The 20744-nt window shown below is 46.2% G+C and carries 20 protein-coding genes and 1 pseudogene; 4 read left to right on the plus strand and 17 right to left on the minus strand.

What is annotated here, in order from left to right:
- The 3 genes and pseudogenes from B3M51_RS13105 to B3M51_RS13115 all read left to right on the plus strand — a co-directional run.
- Positions 1-231, plus strand: a pseudogene (locus B3M51_RS13105) (ATP-dependent protease); the annotation flags it as partial.
- 6 nt (positions 232-237) lie between these two features.
- Positions 238-2250, plus strand: a complete 2013-nt coding sequence (rep, locus tag B3M51_RS13110; protein ID WP_292759809.1) for a DNA helicase Rep — start codon at positions 238-240, stop codon at positions 2248-2250.
- A 43-nt stretch (positions 2251-2293) separates the two neighbouring features.
- Complete coding sequence (locus tag B3M51_RS13115) at positions 2294-3145, plus strand: YcnI family protein (RefSeq protein ID WP_292759811.1); 852 nt, start codon at positions 2294-2296, stop codon at positions 3143-3145.
- Between the two features lie 79 nt (positions 3146-3224).
- Here B3M51_RS13115 and B3M51_RS13120 read toward each other — a convergent pair whose 3' ends face one another.
- Positions 3225-3437 (minus strand): hypothetical protein, encoded by a 213-nt coding sequence (locus B3M51_RS13120; protein ID WP_292479572.1) that lies wholly within the window; start codon positions 3435-3437, stop codon positions 3225-3227.
- Positions 3438-3806: 369 nt separating this feature from the next.
- Between B3M51_RS13120 and B3M51_RS13125 the strand changes: the two genes are divergently transcribed.
- Positions 3807-5168, plus strand: coding sequence for an MBL fold metallo-hydrolase RNA specificity domain-containing protein (locus B3M51_RS13125; RefSeq protein ID WP_292759813.1), 1362 nt, complete (start codon positions 3807-3809; stop codon positions 5166-5168).
- 344 nt (positions 5169-5512) lie between these two features.
- Here B3M51_RS13125 and B3M51_RS13130 read toward each other — a convergent pair whose 3' ends face one another.
- From B3M51_RS13130 to nth, 16 genes are all read right to left on the minus strand, one after another.
- Positions 5513-6787 (minus strand): MFS transporter, encoded by a 1275-nt coding sequence (locus tag B3M51_RS13130; RefSeq protein WP_292759815.1) that lies wholly within the window; start codon positions 6785-6787, stop codon positions 5513-5515.
- 285 nt (positions 6788-7072) lie between these two features.
- Positions 7073-9505, minus strand: coding sequence for a TonB-dependent siderophore receptor (locus B3M51_RS13135; protein WP_292759817.1), 2433 nt, complete (start codon positions 9503-9505; stop codon positions 7073-7075).
- Between the two features lie 117 nt (positions 9506-9622).
- Entirely contained in the window at positions 9623-10597 is a 975-nt protein-coding gene (locus B3M51_RS13140; RefSeq protein ID WP_292759819.1) for a FecR family protein, read from the minus strand.
- Between the two features lies 1 nt (position 10598).
- Positions 10599-11153: a sigma-70 family RNA polymerase sigma factor gene (locus tag B3M51_RS13145; protein ID WP_292759821.1), complete on the minus strand. Its 555-nt coding sequence runs from the start codon at positions 11151-11153 to the stop codon at positions 10599-10601.
- Between the two features lie 188 nt (positions 11154-11341).
- On the minus strand, positions 11342-11608 hold the full coding sequence (locus B3M51_RS13150) for a hypothetical protein (protein WP_292759823.1): 267 nt from the start codon (positions 11606-11608) through the stop codon (positions 11342-11344).
- Between the two features lie 59 nt (positions 11609-11667).
- Positions 11668-12141, minus strand: coding sequence for a YaiI/YqxD family protein (locus B3M51_RS13155; protein WP_292479564.1), 474 nt, complete (start codon positions 12139-12141; stop codon positions 11668-11670).
- Position 12142: 1 nt separating this feature from the next.
- Positions 12143-12460: a Na+/H+ antiporter subunit G gene (locus tag B3M51_RS13160; protein WP_104934937.1), complete on the minus strand. Its 318-nt coding sequence runs from the start codon at positions 12458-12460 to the stop codon at positions 12143-12145.
- An 8-nt stretch (positions 12461-12468) separates the two neighbouring features.
- A complete protein-coding gene (locus B3M51_RS13165) occupies positions 12469-12738 on the minus strand; it encodes a K+/H+ antiporter subunit F (RefSeq protein WP_292479563.1) in 270 nt (89 codons plus the stop codon).
- Entirely contained in the window at positions 12732-13229 is a 498-nt protein-coding gene (locus tag B3M51_RS13170) for a Na+/H+ antiporter subunit E (RefSeq protein WP_292479562.1), read from the minus strand. The genes B3M51_RS13165 and B3M51_RS13170 overlap by 7 nt, the downstream gene beginning before the upstream one ends.
- A complete protein-coding gene (locus B3M51_RS13175) occupies positions 13226-14752 on the minus strand; it encodes a monovalent cation/H+ antiporter subunit D (RefSeq protein WP_292759826.1) in 1527 nt (508 codons plus the stop codon). The genes B3M51_RS13170 and B3M51_RS13175 overlap by 4 nt, the downstream gene beginning before the upstream one ends.
- Complete coding sequence (locus B3M51_RS13180) at positions 14749-15141, minus strand: Na+/H+ antiporter subunit C (RefSeq protein ID WP_292759828.1); 393 nt, start codon at positions 15139-15141, stop codon at positions 14749-14751. The genes B3M51_RS13175 and B3M51_RS13180 overlap by 4 nt, the downstream gene beginning before the upstream one ends.
- Entirely contained in the window at positions 15141-17960 is a 2820-nt protein-coding gene (locus tag B3M51_RS13185) for a monovalent cation/H+ antiporter subunit A (RefSeq protein WP_292759830.1), read from the minus strand. Before B3M51_RS13185 ends, B3M51_RS13180 begins: the two co-directional genes overlap by 1 nt.
- A gap of 140 nt (positions 17961-18100) precedes the next feature.
- On the minus strand, positions 18101-18592 hold the full coding sequence (locus B3M51_RS13190) for a c-type cytochrome (RefSeq protein ID WP_292479559.1): 492 nt from the start codon (positions 18590-18592) through the stop codon (positions 18101-18103).
- 58 nt (positions 18593-18650) lie between these two features.
- Entirely contained in the window at positions 18651-19655 is a 1005-nt protein-coding gene (locus B3M51_RS13195; RefSeq protein ID WP_292759832.1) for a zinc-binding alcohol dehydrogenase family protein, read from the minus strand.
- A 2-nt stretch (positions 19656-19657) separates the two neighbouring features.
- Positions 19658-20092, minus strand: a complete 435-nt coding sequence (locus B3M51_RS13200; RefSeq protein WP_292759834.1) for a DUF1841 family protein — start codon at positions 20090-20092, stop codon at positions 19658-19660.
- Positions 20092-20742, minus strand: a complete 651-nt coding sequence (gene nth / locus B3M51_RS13205; RefSeq protein WP_292479556.1) for an endonuclease III — start codon at positions 20740-20742, stop codon at positions 20092-20094. Before nth ends, B3M51_RS13200 begins: the two co-directional genes overlap by 1 nt.
- Positions 20743-20744: the final 2 nt, after the last annotated feature.

Consider the following 20744-nt stretch of genomic DNA (forward strand, 5'->3'; position numbering starts at 1 on the left):
AAAGCCAATGCGTCCCTGCAACATAAAGAACTAGAGGTTTTTTGCACCTTGTCAGATCAGGATTTTCAATTAGTAGAAAAAGCCATCAGCCGTTTTGGTCTGTCGGCCCGTGCCTATCATCGTATTTTAAAAGTGGCCCGCACCATTGCTGATTTGGCCGGTTCACCCGACATTCAAACAGTCCATTTAACAGAAGCCATCGGCTATCGACGCCTCGACACAGCGAATTAATATTTAGTGAAAGATCTCAATCCGCAACAGCGGGAAGCTGTGCGTTACATCGATGGACCGTTGTTAGTATTAGCCGGTGCCGGCAGTGGCAAGACGCGGGTTATTACCCGTAAGATTGCCTATCTGATCGAGCAATGCGGTATGAAAGCCAGCAACATCGCTGCCGTAACCTTTACCAATAAAGCTGCTCGTGAGATGAAGGAGCGGGTTGCTGATTTGATGTCTACCCGACAAGCCTCAGCGCGAGGTTTGATGGTATCCACATTCCATACGCTTGGTTTGAATATCCTGCGGCGTGATGGAAAATCGCTAGGCTATCGTCCCGGCTTTTCCATTTTTGATGCCCAGGATTCTTTGGCGGTTTTTCGCGATCTGATGGGACGTGATTTTGCGGCTGACAGCGATCATGCACAGGAAGTCCAAAACCTGATTTCAAACTGGAAAAACCAATTAATTTTGCCCGAGCAGGCGGCCCAGATTGCCGACGGTGCTCAGGAAGAATTCGCTGCCAGGGTTTACCCACGTTATGTGCAGGCTTTGCAGGCCTATAACGCTGTGGATTTTGATGATCTGATTTTAAAGCCAGTCATTCTGTTTCGCGAACATCGTGATGTGTTACAAAAATGGCAGGCCAAAATTCACTATCTGCTGGTGGATGAATATCAGGATACCAACGGCTGTCAGTACGAACTGGTCAAGCAATTGGTCGGCATTCGTGAAAAGCTCACCGTGGTAGGGGACGATGATCAATCGGTGTATTCCTGGCGTGGCGCACGCCCAGAAAATCTGGTGCAACTGCAAACTGACTTTCCAAGATTAAAGCTGATTAAACTGGAACAGAATTATCGGTCGATGGGCCGTATCTTACGAGTCGCCAATAAATTGATAAGTCATAACCCCCATATTTTTGAAAAGAAACTGTGGAGTGCGATGGGCGAGGGCGATGCGATTCGAGTTATTGGCTGTCGTGATGACGAACATGAATCAGAAAAAGTCATTTCCGAGCTGCTTTATCACAAGCTCAAACACCAGGCCAGTTTCAAGGACTATGCGATTCTGTATCGCAGCAATCATCAATCCCGTTCGCTGGAAAAAGTGTTACGTGAACATAACGTGCCATATTTTTTGACTGGCGGCACCTCGTTTTTCTCGCGGGTTGAAGTTAAAGACATCATGGCCTATCTGCGTCTGCTGGCCAATCAGGATGATGATAATGCTTTCTTACGTGTCATTAATACGCCACGTCGAGGGATCGGTTCATCTACCTTACAGGCGCTTGGAGAATACTCTGGCAAACGTAACACCAGCATGTTTGGAGCCTGTTTTGAAATGGGTCTGGCTGAAAGCCTGCCGCCTAAATCAGTGCAGAATCTGGAAGTCTTTACCCGCTGGCTGATTGATATTGCCGATCGTGCTGCCCGTGGCAATCTGCTGGATGCGATCAAGGATATGATCGAAGAGATCAATTACCGCGGCTGGCTGGAAGAAGTCAGTGGCGATCCGAATAAAGCCAATCGTCGCATGGAAAATGTCGATGAGCTGGTCAGCTGGATCGAGCGAATGATTGATCAGGACACCGAAGAAAAATCGATTGGCGATATTGCTGCACGTTTAACGTTGATGGATATCATGGACCGGCAGGCTGATGAGAATCAGGCCGATGCAGTACATTTGATGACATTACATGCGGCAAAAGGCTTGGAATTCCCGCATGTATTCATTGTAGGTATGGAAGAAGAAATCCTTCCACATCGAACCAGTATTGAAGAGGATTCCATTGAAGAAGAACGACGTCTGGCGTACGTTGGCATAACAAGGGCACAACGCAGTCTGGTAATGACGCTGGCCAATACCCGTAAACGTTACGGTGAAAAGGTGGACTGTGAAGAAAGTCGTTTTCTTCGCGAGTTACCTCCGGAAGATCTGATCTGGATGACCGAAAAAACTCAGGTTGATCCTGAAGAGCGAAAAGAGCGTGGTAAAGCGCATTTATCCAATATTCGCGATATGCTTAAGTAACATATTAATCGAATGACCAATTAGTGACGGTTGAGGAAAAAATATGAAAACAAAACTACTTATCCTGGCGATATTGGTTCCCGGTTTGGCGCATGCTCAAGTTAAGCTGGAACAAAATCAGGCTGAAAGCGGAAGCTATTACAAAGGTGTTTTGACCGTCACGCAAGGTTGTGATGGTTCGGCTACCACAGCAATAACTGTAGATATTCCCGAAGGTCTGCAATTTGCTCAGCCCATGCCCAAAGCAGGCTGGCAAGTAGAAATCGTGAAGAAACCGGTTGAACGACCTTTCTTTCGCGATGGTATCGAGATAACTGAAGCCGTTCGGCAGATCACCTGGTCTGGTAATTCTTTGCATGATATTCATTTTGATGAATTTATCTTCCGTGGCCGTATTGGAGTCGGTGCTACCAGTGTGCTGTATTTCCCGGTCACCCAAAAATGCGAAACAGGCGAATTGCATTGGGATCAGATTGCTGAAGAAAAACCGGTTAAAAAGACCATGCCCAAAGGTCCCATAGCAGTGAAGGAACTGATGGAAGGCCTTGATGAGCTCGATGAGAAGGCATCTGATCAACCAAAATCACATCAACATAAACATGGGCAGAATATGGAACAAGCCGAACATGCCGGTGAGTATGGGCAACCCAAAGCCCATCAACATCAACATCAACATCAACACCAACATGGGCAGTCAAAAGATGAGGCCGAACTTTCAGGCAACCACGAAGAACCGAAAGCCCATCAACATCAGCATGGGCAATCGAAGGAAATGACTGAAGACGACATGCAAATAGATCACTCTGTCCATGCAGGACATGGTGGACCTTCACTGCAATATCCGGCACCGTTTGTGAAAGTTGTGGATGGTACCGGTGAACATCACCATCATTAATTCTATTTAGTGGAATAAAAATGGCCCGGTTTTTAACGTAAACCGGGCCATTTTTTATCTATTCCTGCTGTTCTGGAGCTTATGGAGTAGGTGGCTGCGGCATAGGTGGTGCCTCTTCAGCCTCTTTCTGTTTATCATCATCCGGGTCATCTGCCGGTTGATAGGTTCCTTCGGATGGGTCGGGAACCTGTGGCGATTTTTCAGCTTCTTTGTCTTCTTCAGACTTTTTAGAAGCGGCGATAATAGTCGAAATGCTAGCTGATTTTTCTTGATTTATTTGCTGTAGTGTCATGATGTGGATTCCTTAAGGTTATTAAAGAGGACATCTATCTTGCGTCAATAGAAGACTGAAACGTTTTGATTGTTGGATTTTAGTCAGAACAGATGCGGTTAAATAACTACGCTCTTGTTTCACTACAAGTAAATGCTTTTTTCAGTTAGACGTTACTACAAATCAATAGATTTACAATTAATCTGCATCAATATGGTCAATATCTGGCAGGTTTATCAATGTGATTAAATGTTAAACATTTCTGTGTTTAGCGTATAAATTGAGAAAAGGCATTAACCAAAGAATTGACCCATATCAACGGTTAGTAAATCTAATGCCGGTAAACTTTTCCACTAGTTAACAGCATTGCCAGCCAAGGATAACACGCACATGAAACTTCGCTTTCTCGGTGGTACCAGCACAGTAACCGGTTCCCGTTACTTGCTTTCTGATGATAACCACCGATTACTGGTGGATTGTGGCTTGTATCAAGGGGTGAAAACCTTGCGACGGCGAAATTGGGCACCGTTTCCGGTGGACCCATCAACTATCAATGCCGTGGTGCTTACCCATGCTCATATCGATCACTCCGGCTATTTGCCGGCGCTGGTGAAAAACGGCTTCAAAGGTAAAATCTACTGCACCAAGGCTACCCACGAGTTGTGTAATGTGTTGCTGCCAGATGCCGGTTATCTTCAAGAGGAAGATGCCAAATATGCTGCTAGTAAGAAGTTCTCAAAACACGAAAGCCCGGAACCGCTATTTACCGAAAAAGACGCCAGAGAAGCGTTAAAACATTTTGAATCTCTGCATTACCATGAGACATTCGAGCCGGTTAAAGGCTTTGAAGTAAGCTTTACCCCCGCGGGGCATATTCTGGGTTCATCCTGTGTGCATGTTCATCACAAAGGCACAGACCGCACAGTAGTATTTACGGGTGATGTAGGACGCCAAAACGACATTATCATGCGTCCGCCGGAACCGCTACAGCACGCAGATGTACTGGTGTGCGAATCCACCTACGGCGACCGGCTCCATGGTGAATCAGATCCCGAAGCTGTACTTGCAGAAATCATTACCAAAACCGCAGGTCGAGGTGGCATCACATTGATGCCGGCTTTTGCTGTTGGCCGAGCACAAATGCTGCTTTATGTTGTACATAAACTGATGGGAGAAGGCAAAATCCCTGATATGCCGGTTTACCTGAACAGCCCGATGGCTATCAAGGCTACCGAAGCTTTCATCAAACACCACAAAGAACATAAGCTGGACCAAAGCCAATGCGCGCTTATTGATGATCAAACTCAGTACATCCGCACCGTAGATGAATCCATCGAACTGGACACCATGCGTTACCCATGTGTGATTGTCTCCGCGAGTGGAATGGCCTCCGGCGGTCGGGTGTTGCATCACCTTAAAACCTTATTACCTAATCCTCGTAACAGCATTGTCTTCGCGGGCTACCAGGCCCCTGGTACTCGTGGTGATGCGTTGGTAAATGGAACTCAATCCGTCAAAATCCATGGTGCCTACTGGCCGGTAAAAGCTGAAATTCATAACATGGACTCCATGTCCGCCCACGGCGACTACAGTGAAATACTGGCGTGGTTAGAGCAAGGCAACCTCAAGCCCGATAACGTCTACGTCACCCATGGCGAAGTTGTTGCAAGCGACACCATGCGTAAACACATCACCGAAAAATTCGGCTGGGATGCCGAAGTGCCAGAACTGTTTGAGGAAGTTGATATTTGAGATTGGATTATTAATCACAACTAGCCAAATATGGCTCAGTTTTTAACTAAAACTGGACTATTTTTTTGTCCGTGATTTGATTGCTCATGAGCTTTTAAAAATTAACCACAGAGACACGGAGGGCACAGATAAGAGCTTGAATTGGCATCTAACTTTTATAGGCAGGGGCTAAAGAATTTCCTCCAATGTACTCATGATTTAAAAAATATTAACTATCTCAGTTAAATTAAAGTTTTGTTTTAATTAGGATTAATAGGTTCAGAGCCAATTGATAGCATCGGATAAAGGAGCAACCCCCGGACCTCGGAGTTTTCAGCATCAGTTTTTAATGGACTGAATCTACGTCATGTTTGCTGTGGCTCTGGATGCGGTCGATGATCTTCAACCCATTGTTCGTCCATGCGTGGATCCATTTCAGCGAGAACGCTGCCAGATGCCGCTGGAACGGCAACATAGACGTTCATATGGTCTTCTGGAATGCGCTCGCTCTGTAATGAGTAATAACCTAACGCCAGGGCAAATAACGTCAGCACGATGAAAAATACGGTTGCTGAAAATCCCAGTACAAAACCTAACAATAACGGCGCAATAAATGAACCGAAGCCATACGAAAACAATAAGGTTCGGCTAATTTCGACCAGGTCTGTGTTTTCATCAAACACATCGTTGGCACGTGCAACACTTAAGGGATAAATGCTGAACAAACTGATACCCAATAAAAAACCAACCGTATAAAGCAACGCCACGCTCTCACGCCAGATCAAAGGTAAAACCAGCATCAAGAGAAAAACACCAGCACCGAAAAATCCAGACAAAGCCAGCATTTTCCGGCGCCCTATTCGATCAGATAACATGCCCACAGGCAATTGCGCCATTAGTCCGCCGAGAATGGTAATCGCCATAAATAATGAGACCACCTTAGGCTGATCAAACAGATTTAATACGTATAGTGGAAGCATGGTGTAAAACGCGCCAATGAATACTCCGCCAATAAAACTACCCACCAATGCCAACGGGGCGATCGATAACAATTTTGGCATGCTATACCGTTCAAAGGGTTTTAATACGGGTTGCGTAACACGCGTCACCGCGACCAACACCAGCGACCAAAGCACCAGAATTGAACCCAGAATGAAAATCGTATTGGCTGACATCTCCAGCATCAACAGTAATTGACCTAATGCCAACGCCAGGAAGAATACGATGGTATATATCGCGAGAATTTTGCCGCGGTCTTCAGATGAGCTTTTTTCATTGAGCCAGCTTTCTAACACAATCAGCATGGCATAAAAGGCAAAACCTGATACCAAACGCAATGTGGCCCAAAACCAGGGATCAAACCATAAAGCATGCCCCAAAAATGCCATGACCATAATTGCAGAAAAAGCCGAAAAACTGCGTGCGTGACCTACTGTGACAATGAGTTTTTGACTGAAAATTGCGGCTAACATCGCGCCCAGGAAAAAAGCGGAATTGATTAAGCCGATGGCGCCCTCATTGAGACCTTCCTGTTTCAGGAATATGCCTATGAATGTCATCAGTAACCCGTAACCCGTTGCTAACAGCGAGATCGAGAAGAACAACGATGAAATCGGTAATAGGGCTCTTTTGAAAAACATGGGGGTTCCTGAACGAAAATAGCTTGCTGCGTTTAAACACAGCAAGCCACTATTTTGATTATTTTCTACACAAATTCAAGGCAGGATACAGCAAACTTGATTTGGATGAATGATGTTCAGCCGGGAACCGTGAGAAAACTCAAGCTTTTGCTAAAACCATTTACCAGTTAAGTAACAAACGCTTGTCGGTCATGTTTAAAAAAAGCAAAGCAGGATAGATTTATGCTTTTTTTATTTTATGCAGAAAGTCCCGGCAGTGAATTACTGCCGGGCTATTTGTAAATATTAAAAGTCTAGTTGGGCTCCCAATTTGATGGTACGAGGTGCACCCTGAGCAATACTGGAGCTGCCTGCAGAGGTAAGCCAATAGGCTTTATCCGTCAGGTTCTCAACGTTCAGTCTGAGAGTTAACAGTTGTTGGTTGAGATCAATTTCATAGCGAGCTCCCAAATCAAATAATGTTACTGATCCGACATGCCATTGGTTGGCCGTATCCAGTGGTCGTTGACTGGTATATTGCGCACCACCGGTGAAGGTCAGCTGGGTATTGGGCACCTGATATTCACTGTATAAACGGAACTGTTTGTCAGCGACGCCCTGTATCGGTTCTCCTTCAAGGCTCTCATTGGTTGTTATCCGGTTAGTGGCATCCAGCCACATAGCGCTGGCTCCAACTAGCCATTGTTCATTGATTTTGGCTCGGGTTGAGAGCTCAAGACCTTCGTAACGGGCTTCACCATCCTGACTGAACACATCATTCTCATCTTCATAGGTGAGGCCTTTTTGCAGCTGGAAAACTGCCATATTGGCTGACCAGTTATCATACTCAACCTTAATGCCGGTCTCGTACTGTTTGCTGATTAACGGCTCAAAAACCTCGCCAGCATTGGCAGCAGTATTCGGTGCTGTAGCACCTTGTTCAAAGGCTTCTACATAGCTGGCGTAAATTGACATCCATTCAAGTGGCCGATAAATAGCTGCGACGGAAGGGGTGATTTCACTCTCTTTGTAATCGCCATAATCATCCTCAAGACTGCCGTAGCGTGCACCAATAATGAAATCCCAGCTGTCGCCGACATTAAGCGTATCTGAGAGAAACACTTCTTTACGGGTAACTCTGGAATACTCATTAAAGCTGGCATCACTTTTATCAAGATGACCAACTGGGCGCTCGAAATCGACAGGTGAAGATACATTACCCGACCCCAGTGGAATGGCCAGCGTACCAATACCGCTGCTATTTGATGAAATAGTGCGAGTATGCGATAAACCTGCCACTACATTATGCGTAACAGGCCCCGTTTCGATAACACCGCTTAGCACATTCTGTGTCTGATAGCTTTTGAACAGATTGTTGTAATTGTAGAGTGTGGCCGAATAGTCACCATCGCCATCAACGTACAAAATGGGCATCAGCGGATTGCGGTAGCTGGTGGAATAACGATAGGAGAGTTTATTGTTCCAGTTATTATTAATCTGCCAGATTAAATCACTGCCGGTAGTGATATGCTCTGATTCATAGCGAGTCCAGTCTGGAGCCAGACGTTTATCACCATCAATCGGGCTGAGAATATTACTTACTGTTCGATCGTCGAAGGAACCGTCAGAGTTTGGACTAATTGAAAAATAACCACCGTAACTTTTACGCTCAGATATCAGTGCATCTGCCTGCCATGTCAGATCCGGCGTGATACGTAAATCCACAGCGACAGAAGCCGATTTACGGTAGGCCTCACTGTCATCGACATAGGTGTCACCAGCTTCACTGACCACATTAACGCGGTAACCAAATATATCATCTGGACCAATACGACCGCCGACATCGCCGTGTGCCATTAGCAATCCGCTATCCATTATTTGCGTGGAAACACTGGCTTCGAATTCTTCAGTGGGCCGTTTGAGCACATAATTGATAATGCCGCCCGGAGCACCAAAACCATAGAGGAAACCGCCTGCACCCTTAAGGATCTCAACCCGTTCAAGGTGTTCTAATGGAAGATCTTTGGCACGGCTGCGGAAATTCATTCCATCAAGTTTCTGCCCGGTATCGAAATCCGGGTTGATGCCACGAATCGAAAAAGCGTTATTTTCTGTGATTAGGTTATTGGATGAGAGACTGATAGCCGCATCAAATTTGGTTAACTCACCCAGCGAGCGTGCCTGCAGATTGGCAATGTAATCTTCAGAGTAGGTTTCAATGGTAAACGGCGTATTCTGCTTTGACAGGTTTCCCAGTGCTCCAGCAAAAACATCACCAACCCGATAGGCATTGGCGGCCGAGCCATTCATACCAAGACCTTGTACCTTCATCGTTGATAATGTGACACTTTGCTCGTCTTCATTGTTTGCCTGCAATGTATAACTGTTATCACCCTGAGCTACGGCCACCAGACCGCTGCCATTGAGAATCTGGCTTAGTGCATTTTCAACAGTATAGCTGCCTTGCAATCCATTACTGTTCTTGCCGCTGGCTAATTCCGAAGCACCCACAAGATAGATACCGGCCTGGGCAGATAAGCGGGCCAGTACCTGACTCAGCGATCCGGCTGGGATATTAAATTGTTGAGTGGCTTGAGCCGCAGAATGGCTTGTTTCTGCCTGTGCAGCAGGTAGTACAAGCAATGTCCCCATGCTGGCAGCAGCAATAAGATGTATAGAAAGTGCCAGTGGCTTAAACCGGTTTTTAGCCGGTTGTTTGTGGCTGTGTTGTTTCACCATTGTGTTACCTCATCGAGTTTAGTGTTGATACAGATATAAACGGATGAGGTGCATAAACCCGGAACCATTTTGTGAAATAAAACGAAAATAACTTTTAGGCTGTTGATTAAATTGAAGTTAACGCTGGATTGGTTCCAGAATAATCCAGCCTGGAAACACCTGGCGAACCTGTATGGGCAAAACTGTGGTGAGCATAGTCAAAACACGGTCAGTATCCGCTAGCGGGAAACTGCCATACACTTCCAGCTGAGCAACTTCATCAGCGATATTGATATAGCCATATTGATAACGGTTAAGCTCGGCGATCAGTTCCTGTAATGTCATATCTTCTGCCACTAACAATCCATCTCTCCAGGCCTGTCGAGCGGTTATGGCATTTTGTTTTGGCATTATCTGGTTTTGATTAAAACGGCTTGTTTCCCCAGCTTGAAGTTCAAGATAGTGATCATTATTGGTATGAACAGACACGGAACCTTCATAAACGGCGAGCTCAATATCCTGTTGCTGGCTCATCACGTTAAATTGTGTTCCGAGCGCCGTTAATCGACCTTGTGAGGTATCTACTACAAATGATCTGCCGACATCTTTTACTGTCTCAATGAAGATTTCACCATGGAGTAACTCAATGCGTCTTTGCTGTACCGTGTAATCAACATTAATGGCACTAGCAGTGTTTAACCAGATCTGCGTGCCATCTGGCAAGGTGATATCAGTTTGTTGTCCGACACCGGTGTGGTAGTCAGCAGCCAGTGCCATCACACTGTCAGGAAACCATTTTCTATTCCAGCTGAAATGACCTACAAATCCAATCACAGCAATACTGACCATGCCACTGAGCAGTCGGCGGCGTTGACGTAATCGTTGATTGGCATTGTATAGATTGTCAGCTGTATTATGCGGGTCGGGCGTTTGCTGTAAGGGCTGGAAACCTTCACTGATTTTTTCCACGTAAAGCCAGGCGGTTTTATTCTCAGGTTTGGCATCAAGCCATTTACGCCAGTCTGATTTGTGTTCGTTGCTGGCTTGGCCATCACGAAGAATGGCAAACCATTCGGCGGCTTCTTCCAATGTCTTATGAGAAGGTTCAGCCATTTTATGATTGTGGTTCAGAAATAAGTTCGCGAGTGGTTTGAGAGGCTTGCAATTTCAGGCAGGCCAACATGGCCTGAGCTACATATTTACGCACCATGCGATCTGATACACCCAGTTGACTGGCTGTTTCGGCATCTGTCATCTGGCAGACCACAGCTAAGAGAAATGCTTTAGCGGCTTTGGCCGGAAGCTCACTCAACATCCGATTAATTTCTTCCAGGGCTTCCAGCACTGCTACCTGTCTTTCTGCTGAAGGCGCGGTTTCTTCCGGGTAGCTGGAAAGTGTATCGTGCCAAGCTTTTTCAACTTCCTTTCGACGCCAGAGGTCGATACAGAGGTTTTTGGCGGTAGCTCGTAAATAATTGCGCGCCTGATCGCTGCTGGAAAAGTGTCGCGATGAAGGCAAACCGAGGAGGCGGAGAAATGTATCCTGAGTCAGATCGGCGGCTTCTGTACTATTACCTAATCGCTGAGATAACCAGCCTTTCAGCCAGTTATGATGTTCGCTATACAGCACCTGTACATGATAGTGGATGACAGATTGGGCACTGCTCACGAAAAACTCCTGAATGTTAATTGGTAATGAGAATCAATATCATTCTATTGCTTTAAATATAACATCGCAAGTGAGCTTTATGGCAAAAGCCACAATGAACGCGGTATTGCTATTCAGGATTGTGGGAAAATGATTGAAGTATGATCAAATAGAAGTGTGTGTAGTAAAGACAAAAATTAAATCTGGGCTTACTTATCATGATCGTTACGTGTCACTAAAAATTCCAGACCGGCACCTACATCTTCTTCGCCACAGGCGGCCATGTCATCAGGGCTGGCAGCCTGAGCATCTTCATGATTCAGTATCAAATCGCGTTCATTTATGGGCCTATCTTTTTTTGTTTTTTCGTTGTCACTGACTTCAACTGAGCTTTTAGGCGAGATGGTGCTGTTTTCCACAGCATTTTCCGGGCCGTTAGGACTTTTCGTCTGAGTAACTTTGGATTTATTGCTCATGTTGTTTACCTCTAGTGACATCAAAAGTAAGACTACTTGATAGCAGGGACAATTCCGACTTAACGCTTTGCCTTTTGCAACCACTTATCCAGTTGATTGCCAAACGCTTGTCGATCGCGTTGATTAAAGGCAGGGGGGCCACCCATCTGTTCGCCGCTGTTACGCATGGTTTCCATAAAATTACGCATTGTCAGTCGGGCGCTGATAGTGTCTGTAGTATACAGTTCGCCTCTTGGGTTTAAAGCCAATGCGCCTTTTTCAATCGCTTCGGCGGCAAGCGGGATATCGGCGGTAATGACTAAATCACCTTTCATCAGACGTTCGACAATTTCATTATCCGCGACATCAAAACCGGATTGCACTTGCTGGAATTTGAGAAAAGGTGAGGGCGGTAATCTTAAGCTATGATTGGCAATAAAGGTGGTGTGGGTTTCTGTTCGGGTAGCCGCGCGATAGAGAATTTCTTTTATCACCACCGGGCAGGCATCGGCATCGACCCAGATTTGGGGCTTACGAGGTTCAACTTCGGTCAATTTATTTTTCCAACTGGCGGGTGCGTTCCACCTGTTTAACTTTTATATGAATGGCGGCTTTTGCCATCAGGTGTGCGCTTACCGGTGCAGTGATAAATAGGAAAAGCGTCACCAGAATTTCATGCAGGCTGACACCCTCTGTTTTAAAGCTGAAATGAATTGCCGAGGCAATCAGAATAGCCCCTACGCCAAGTGTGCTGGCCTTGGTTGGACCATGCAAACGCATATAAAAATCGGATAGTTTATACAGACCGATTGAACCCACCAGTGTGAAAAACGCACCAATTAAAATCAAGATAGCTAAGATCCACTCAAGCATAATTGCCTCTATTCCATGATATCGCCGCGCAGCAGATATTTGCTTAACGCGAGCGTACCCATAAAACCCATTAACGCGATTAATAAAGCCGCTTCAAAATACAAAGCACTTTGCAGATTAATGCCCAGCAGAATCAGCAATGCAATGGAGTTGATGTATAAGGTATCCAAAGCCAGAATTCTGTCCGGTGTGTTTGGACCAATAATCAGTCGGATAAAGCTTAGTAAAATCGCTAAACCGACCATAACGAATGAGATTGATAAGGCCAGATTCAACATGTGACAAATATCTCCAGCAATGGCTTCTCGAATTTGCGATGAATTTCAGCTTTGATCGCTTCAACATCATCAATATGTAGCGCATGAATCAGTAAAAAACGACGATCTTTTGAAAGATCACAACTGACAGTCCCCGGCGTTAATGAAATCGTATTGGCTAACAGTCCAATGCCGACAGGACTGGTTAATTTCAGTTCATAATTCAAAAAGCCCGGTTTTAAATTCTTTTGAGGCCCCAGGATCAGTTTAGCTACGACGGCGTTAGCCACCAGAATTTCAAACAATACTCTAAGCACATACAGCACTAACATCCAGGGGTGCCGAATAGTGATCTTTTCAGGCCAATAACTGGAGGTCAGCCACGGAATAAAAATTGCCAACACTGCGCCCAGTACGATATGACCGGGACTTATGGTGTTATTCAATAATAACCAGATGCCCCACAAAATCATGGTGAGCAAAGGGTGGGGAAATAGCCGCTGAAGAATCATTTGCTGTTATCTCCATAAGGAACTGTACTTAACACAGCATCAATATAAGCTTGTCCATTGTACAACTGACCAGCTATCTGACTGGTGATATCGGTTAATGGTTTAGCAAACATTACCATTAATGGACTGACCAGCATCAGCAGAAAAACAGCGACAAAAGCCGACTTATTTAAAGGACTGGATTTTTGACCTTCTTCCTTTTGCACACTGTAAAACATCAATGAACCCGAACGGACTACGGCGATAATCATCAATAAACCGGCAATTAAAACGACACTCAGAATTGCTGCAAACCATGGATGATTGAGAGCAGAATTTAAAATCATCACTTTACCGAAAAAGCCGGATAACGGTGGCATACCGGTTAAGGCGATGCCTAGCAGCATAAACACAGAACCGACGACTATCGGGCGATCAATCGGAATGGCTTTGGTAAACGAGTCGGAATAAATGCCACGGCCTTTCATAATTACATCAGCTATCAGGAACATCGCTGCACCGAGCATGGTGGAATGGATTAAGTAATACAACGAAGCAGCAAGGGCGGCTTCGTTATTGATACCGATGGCAATCATTAAGGTAGCGACTGACGCCAAAATCAAATAGGCGACCTGACGACGTAATGCACGGGCGGCCAGCACACCTAAGGCGGCCAGTGCCAATGTTATTAAACCGAGTAGCAATACCCATTCAATGTGCACAAACGCCAAATCACCGGCTTCTTCGCTGAAGATGGTGCCGTGAACCCGGATAATGGCGTAAAGCCCGACCTTAGTCATAATGGCAAATAATGCGGCGACTGGAGCAGAGGTATAGGCATAAGCACCAGGTAACCAGAGATAAAGCGGGAACATGGCAGCCTTGATACCAAAGACCACCAGCAGCAAGACTGCAGCGGTAGCCACTATACCTTGATCGGCCTCTGATACATTACGCACGGCGACAGCCATATCAGCAATATTCAAAGTACCCAGAATGCCATAAAGTGTGCCTACAGCGAACAGGAACAAGGTTGAACCCACCAGATTAATGACCACATAATGCAAACCTGCACGGGTTCTTAAACGTCCCCCGCCATGAAGTAATAATCCATAAGAGGCGATCAGCAGAACTTCAAAGAATACAAACAGGTTAAATACATCGCCTGTCATAAATGCACCGTTCAGACCAAACAGTTGCAACTGAAATAACACATGGAAATGCTGACCCTGTTTATCGGTATCAGTACGAATGGCATACCATAATGCGCCTAATGCCAGTAGGGACGTCAGCAACAACATCAGTGCCGATAAACGATCCAGCACAATGACAATGCCAAAAGGCGCTTGCCAGTTGCCAAGCAGCACGACTTGATAAATATCGCTATTGGCCAGTTGGAAGCTGACCAGGCTCACACCCACCAGCAGAGTAGTTAAAATCAGACTTAAAATACGTTGTGTGTCAATGCCTGCCGGACGAGCCATCAGCATCAGGATGCCGCCAATCAAAGGCAATAAAACCGGCAAAATAGTAAACGGACTCATGATTCGCTCCGTTCAGTTTCTGTCTTTGTACTGTTATGTTTAGTGGCTTTCAGCTCATCATCTGAGCGATGCAAGCCATCGACATGATCATTACCCAGCTCGCTACGGGCTTTTAGGGCCAGTACGATGAGGAAAGCCGTCATCCCAAATGCAATTACGATAGCCGTTAATACCAAAGCTTGTGGCAGGGGATCGGTGTAAGCTGCAGCGGCAGGATCAATAACTGCCGGGATGCCGATTTGCAAACGGCCCATGCTAAACAGAAAGACGTTTACTGCATAGGCAAGCAGAGTCAATCCCAGTACTACCGGAAAGGTTCTTGCTCTAAGTGTGAGATACACTCCGCAACCTGTCATCACGCAAATGACACTGGCAATTAGCCACTCCATTATTTGATATCCTCAACATTGATGAAATGTGCAGCATGACTCAGCTTGCCAAGCTCAACCAGAATCATAACGGTGGCGCCAACCACCACCAGAAATACCCCTAAGTCAAAGGCAATGGCACTGGCCACTTCAAATTTGCCCACTACGGGCCAGTTCAGATAGGTAAACGCCGATGTCAGGAAGGGATAGCCAAGTAACATGGAGACGACACCCGTACCGCTAGCGATCAACAGACCCAGCCACATTATGCGATGCATATCTGTCCGTAACCGATCATTCGTCCAGTCGATACCATTAGCAAGATATTGTGAAATCAATGCAACTGAAGCAATCAGACCGGCGATAAATCCACCGCCTGGCAGGTTGTGCCCACGCAGGAATATATAGACCGCGACCATCAGCATTAATGGGAACAACAAACGGGTTAAAGTTTGCATAATCGGTGGGTGTGGATCATGACTCCATTCCAAACCTTCGACATCTTTTGCTGGTGCTGCGAGCTTGAGTCCTTCCAGCATGGCAAAGACCCCGAGACCGGCCAATGCCAGCACAACTATTTCACCTAAGGTATCAAAGCCACGGAAATCAACCAGAATCACATTAACCACATTGGTACCACCACCGCCAGGTTTGGCATTCTCGATAAAGAAATTGGCAATGGAACTATATTCACGGCTCAATACAGCCATGGTCAGCAGGAATACCGCAACAGCGGCAGAGATGGAAATAATCCCATCACGGCTTAAACGGATATAGCTACGTTCCTGAGGCGTGTGCTGTGGCAAAAAGAATAATGCCAAAAGCAACAGAACAATGGTCACCACCTCAACAGAAAGTTGGGTCAGAGCCAAATCCGGGGCTGAGAATTTGACAAAGCCTAACGCCACCACCAGACCAACCACCCCGATACTGATCAGAGAAGTCAGGCGCTGATGATGCAAAACTGCTGTTAACAAGCTGGCTACTATCAATGTCAAGGCCATCAGAATGGTGATCACATCGGCTTCCATTAATGTCCTGTCACCGAATAGTGGTGAGTTAAACTGGAAGAACGTTATGATGCTGAGCACCAATGCACCGCCAATCACCCAGCTAACAGAAGGTTGTAAGGTGGTTTGATCAAAATAATCGGTTACTTTTTTGGCAAAACGAATAGTTTTCCATTGCAGCCAGTCAAACACGGCTTTGCCCTCAATACCGTGCAAACATCTGTCATGCCAGGCAAACAGACGATGCCGTACGGTATAAACCGCCACCCCTAACACCAGGGCAATAAAGCTCATCATTAATGGCAGGTTAAAGCCATGCCAGATCGCCAGACTGAATTCTGGAGCCGGGGCCTGCAGACTTGCTGCAACCGCTACAGACAGAATCGGACCAATCAGTAGCATTGGTGCCACGCCGACTATCAGACATAACACCACCAGAATATCGACCGGTATTTTCATGAAACGGGGTGGTTCGTGAGGTGTTTTGGGCAAATCAATCGGTTCGCCATTAAAGAACACATCGTGGATAAAGCGCAGTGAATAAGCGACCGAGAAAATAGCGGCCAGCGTGACTAATGCCGGAATAGTCCAGGCTGCCAGTGTGGTATCTGACGCGCTGATGGCCTGTTCAAAAAACATCTCTTTACTTAAAAAACCATTCAATAACGGTACACCGGCCATTGCTGCTGCGGCGATCATTGCGAGCATTGCCGTATGTGGCATCATTTTGAACAAACCGTTCAGTTTACGCATATCACGGCTACCCGATTCATGATCGATAATGCCGGCGACCATAAACAGCGAACCTTTAAAGGTTGCGTGATTAATGATGTGAAAAATCGCTGCTACCAGTGCCATTTGGCTGCCAAAGCCGAATAACAGGGTAATAAGACCCAGATGGCTTAAGGTTGAATAGGCAAGCAGGCCTTTCAGATCATGTTTGAATAAAGCGACATAAGCGCCAATTAACAACGTCAGCATACCGGCTGTGCCGACCAGCCAGCTCCATTCCGGGGTACCCGATAAAGCCGGGAAAAAGCGCGCCAGTAAAAAGATACCGGCTTTCACCATAGTGGCGGAATGCAAATAAGCTGAAACCGGAGTAGGGGCAGCCATTGCATGCGGCAACCAGAAATGGAATGGAAACTGTGCTGATTTGGTGAATACCCCAAGCAAAATCAGTAGCAATGTCGGCAGATATAAATCATGGCCTCTGATTAAATCCCCCGAAGCCAGCACTTGAGTCAGTTCATAACTGCCAACAATATGGCCCAGTAATAACACGCCACCCAGCAAGGCCAAGCCACCTGCGCCGGTTATTGCTAAGGCCATTCTGGCACCTTGACGAGCATCCTGACGATGCTGCCAATAGCTGATCAGCAGGAATGATGTTATTGACGTGAGCTCCCAGAAGACGACCAGTTGCAACAGATTTTCGGATAATACGATGCCAAGCATCGACCCCATAAACATCAGCATGTAAGCGTAAAAACGTCCCATGGAGTCTTTGGCTGATAGATAGTAACGGGCATAAAAAATAATGAGCAGGCCGATCAGCAGGATCAGCAAGGCAAATAACAACGCCAGACCATCAAGTCTGAAAGCAATATTAAAGCCGATATCAGGCAACCAGGACCATTGCTGAATAATGGTTTCGCCAGCAAAAATAGCGTGCATTGAGGGGAATAGAATGGCTAGCGTTAACAAGGTCGTCAGACCGGCAACCCAGGCGGAAGCCAGACGATTGTAGCGAGTTGCCCATGCAGCAATTGGAGCGGCGGCAAAAGGAAGGAATGCGGCTAAGGGAAGATTAAAACTTAGTAAGCTCATGGTGGCTGGTGTGATCCCTGTCGATGCTAGACGATAATCGTTTCAGCATATTGCTTATGATGATTAAAATTTACGCTTTAGCGCTCACACATCAGTAAGAACCGAAAGTTGTCGGTTCTTACTGAGTTATGTTTTAACGGTTATTCAGCAGATGAAACCATATAATCAACAGCAGCTTTGACTTCATCGTCGGTGAGTTTCGGGTTACCACCGCGTGCTGGCATCATGTTGAAACCATTAATGGCATGGTCATAAAGTGTGTCAATGCCTTTTTCCAGACGTGGTGCCCAGTCAGCAGCGTTGCCGACTTTTGGTGAGTTCATCATGCCACTGGCATGACAAACTGCACAAACCTGAGTCACAACTTGTTTGCCGACGCTAGCATCGGCAGCATCATCTGCTGCTTCAGTTTCCTCAGCGGTGGGGGCTTCTGCAATCTGTTCCTCACCAATGTTTTCTCTGGCTACCGGTTTTAATCGTTCTGCAATTGCTTCAGCATCCATCGGCTCAGGTTCGATTACATTGTCGGCCACAGCGAGCATATTCGACAAAATCAGATTCGCGATTAAAAACAGTACCCCGACAACAATCAAACTGCCGATCAGGTACTTTGGTGTATTAGAAGATTGCATGGTTTACCTCTGACTCCATAATAGTGGCATTAATTATACGGGCATATGTTCAGCCGCGCTATGTATCAGATAGCGCTCCAAGCGTGATTTTTCCGATTGTTTGACCCAGGCTTAATAAATGATGAGCCTGATCAAGTGTTTGTGGCGTTAACTGATCAAAATGTTGCTGCGAAACAGGTTGCAATTGGTTTAAATCAGCCAGCTCTGCAATACGCTGCAGAATTTGGCCCTGCTGCTGAATATCTGCAGTTTTCATATTGGGACGGGTAAACATAAATTCCCATACAATACCGGCACTTTTGTTTTTTAGCAGGTTCAAGTCCACTGGCTGCTGGAAGCTGACCACCAGGGCGATTAAACCTTGAGGAGCAATCAGTTCAACCATATGTGGATAGTAATAATCACTGTCATTCAGACACAGAATATAATCTGCAGCTGGCAAATTTGCTGCCTGATAATTATCTTTCAACACGCCCTTATGACTAATCACCGCATCAGCACCTAATTTTTCACACCATTGTTGTGTTTCCGGCCTTGATGCCGTGGCAATCACCTTCAGGCTGGTGAGTTGTTTTGCCAGCTGAATCGCCATTGATCCGACACCACCTGCAGCGCCGATAATTAATAAAGTTTTATTGCGATCTTTGTCAGCATCAATTTTCAGTCGATCAAACAGCGCTTCCCAAGCTGTCAAAGCAGTTAGTGGTAAGCCAGCAGCTTGATGGGGCTGTAATGATTTTGGCGCTTTGGCAATAATTCGCGAATCCACCAGTTGATGTGAGGCATAACAACCATCACGGCCAATATCACCGGCATAAAAGACTTTATCCCCCACCTGAAAGTTCTGACATTGTTCGCCTACGTCAGTGATGATTCCAGCCGCATCCCAACCGATGACTTTGCCGTTGGTGTCATCCTGAATCAATGACTTGACCTTCAGATCGACTGGATTGACGGCGACAGCTTCTACTGAGACAACAACATCGTAACCCGTGGCTTTGGGCATTGCTTTTTGAACACGTTGGGCGGGTTCGGTTGCATGGTGAAATTGTAATGCCTGCATAGCTATTTCTCCGTTAAGCGTTGAAGTGCATTGAGATAAACGGTTTCGGATGGCGGTTGTTGTTTTTGCTGGGCAAGCCACAACTGTTCTGCCAGACAATCGATCATCATGTGCTGGGCTTGATGCTCATCAGCAGTCTTGGCGATTAGGCGTTGATAGGCTTGCACGATTCCGGCTGGACGATCGGTGGAGAGCTGTTCAAACACCGCAATATGCAGACCCATATGCAGATAGGGATTGGTCTGACCGTTTTCCACAAAATACTCCTGGCCGGATTGAATCGGTGAGGAGAGCAGGCTGTGGTATTCGGGATGCAACACAATTACATCGGCAATCAATTGTTCGAGCGCGGTAAGTATTTGTCCAGATTGCATTTTTTTCCAGACATCATGGTATTGCTGGCGCAATGCATCACGATCCTGACTGAAAATAGCCATCAGGCGGTTTTCCGCTGACGTTGAACACGCCGGTATTCATCACATAAATCGGTAACGATGCATTGATCACAATGCGGTTTTCTGGCGGTACATACATAACGGCCATGAAGGATCAGCCAGTGATGGGCATCAAGTTTGAATTCGTCCGGGATCACCTTCATCAAGCGATCTTCAACTTCACGGACATTTTTGCCTTTCGCCAGACCTGTTCGGTTCGACAGTCGAAAGATATGTGTATCAACAGCCATGACCGGATGCTTAAAAACGGTGTTGAGAATAACATTGGCAGTTTTACGGCCGACGCCGGGTAAGGCTTCCAGTGCTTCGCGATCATCTGGCACTTCGCCGCCATGCTTGTCGATTAACTGCTGGCAGGTTTTGATAACGTTTTCCGCTTTGCTGTTAAACAGGCCGATGGTTTTGATATAACTTTTCAAACCATCCACACCCAAATCCAGAATGCCCTGGGGCGTGTTGGCAACCGGATAAAGTTTATCGGTCGCTTTATTGACGCCGACATCGGTTGCCTGAGCGGACAGGATAACGGCGATCAATAATTCAAACGGCGTCTTGAAGTTCAGTTCGGTCGTGGGCGATGGGTTGTGATCGCGCAGTCTGCTGAAGAATTGTTGCCGCTGCGTTTGGTTCATCG

The sequence above is a fragment of the Methylophaga sp. UBA2689 genome (assembly GCA_002354555.1).
Lineage (GTDB): Bacteria > Pseudomonadota > Gammaproteobacteria > Nitrosococcales > Methylophagaceae > Methylophaga.